1 protein-coding gene and 1 pseudogene are annotated in these 1,377 nt (G+C 67.0%); both read left to right on the forward strand.

Annotated features, from left to right (window positions below; translation table 11 throughout):
* Positions 1 to 846: pseudogene (locus EQG76_RS20160) on the forward strand (hypothetical protein); the annotation flags it as partial.
* Positions 847 to 956: 110 nt separating this feature from the next.
* On the forward strand, positions 957 to 1,377 hold a 421-nt coding region (locus EQG76_RS32355), incomplete at its 3' end, for a hypothetical protein (protein WP_235031468.1).

The raw sequence follows: 1,377 nt of genomic DNA on the forward strand, positions 1-1,377 counted from the left end.
GGCTCCTACGGCCATGGCCGCACCTGCATCTACGCGCCGGAGAACACGACAGCGGCCTTGTGGGAAAGCCTGTGGTCACGGCGCACGAACGCGCTCACCGGCGACAACAGCCATCTGCTGGTGGCGGCAGGCGACATCATCCAGGGCGGCATACTTCCGCCGGGCGACCATGAGCTGCGGATCGAGGCGGTGGGCGGCAGCTTCATCGACACGATCGACGTGATCCGCTCCGGCCGTCTGGCAGCCCGGATCACGCCCGAGCTCGAGCCAGCCCCGATCGCTCCGCCTGCCGAAGGGTTCGAGACCATCCTGGTACTGGAGTTAGGCTGGGGTGCCCGTGGACAGAGCCACCGCTGGACCGGCCGGCTGGAACTGCAGGGTGGCGAGATCCTGGCAGTGGAGCCGCGCCTGCGCGGGGCAGAGGTAGTCTCCCCGCTCGAGGGCGAAGCAGAGGCCGACGAATCTCACAGCATCGCCGCCGACCGCCACGCACTCGCCTTCACCATCCTGGCCCACGCCAACCCGAACAACATGACCCCAACCATGCAGGCCATGGCCCTCCGGGTCCGCCTGTCCGGCCGAACGGTCATCCGGGCCGAACTCCACGGCCAGCACCTGCAGATCGACCCGTCGCGCCTGCAGGAAGGTGCTCTTTCCGGTAATCTCGCGGGCATCGACAGCCCCGCCTTCCGCTTCCATCCCCTGCCGCAGCCGCACCAGTGGCAATGGCAGGGCGCCGTGCCGCTGCCCGGCTTCAGCACCGGCGAGACCGTCTACCTCCGCATGCGCCAAGCGAACGGCCAGTCGACCTGGACCAGCCCGATCTTCTGCCGGAGCGGAACCTAACCCACTCCTCGGAACTTGAGACGACCGATTTCCCAGCGAGCAAACTGCCTTGACCGATCGAGTGGGGCGGTACGATCAGGCGGACGCTGGCTGCCAAGTGGAGCGGCCACATGCTCGATCTCGTGCCGCTGCACCTCATGAACAGTACGCGCGCCAGATCTCAGCTTCCTCCCGAGCCTTGTACCACGAAGGCAGCCTGCCAGGCTGACGGCACCAATGCAGAAGCCGAGTTCACCACAGGCGAAGCGGGCTCAGAAAGCAGTCCCTCCACAGCGGGATCGCTGCTGGCACAATTGTCAATCCGCTGCCGGCCCGGCCGCATGATCGTCCGGCCGTTGGACCTCCACCTGAGGCTTTCCCAATCAAGCGCCAGGCGGAGAATCGGCTCGCGGCTGGTTCACGTCTTCGCTGGTGCTTCTTCCGTGCCTGTCGGCAGTGCACCGGCGCAGCCGGCACCCGGGAACGCAGAGCCGGCCATCGCTGCAGGCTCTCAGCTCTGGCTTCCGCATTTCCTCGCATTCATGCCGGCGG

The organism is Geminicoccus flavidas (assembly GCF_009806515.1).
In the GTDB taxonomy this organism is placed as follows: Bacteria; Pseudomonadota; Alphaproteobacteria; order Geminicoccales; family Geminicoccaceae; genus Geminicoccus; species Geminicoccus flavidus.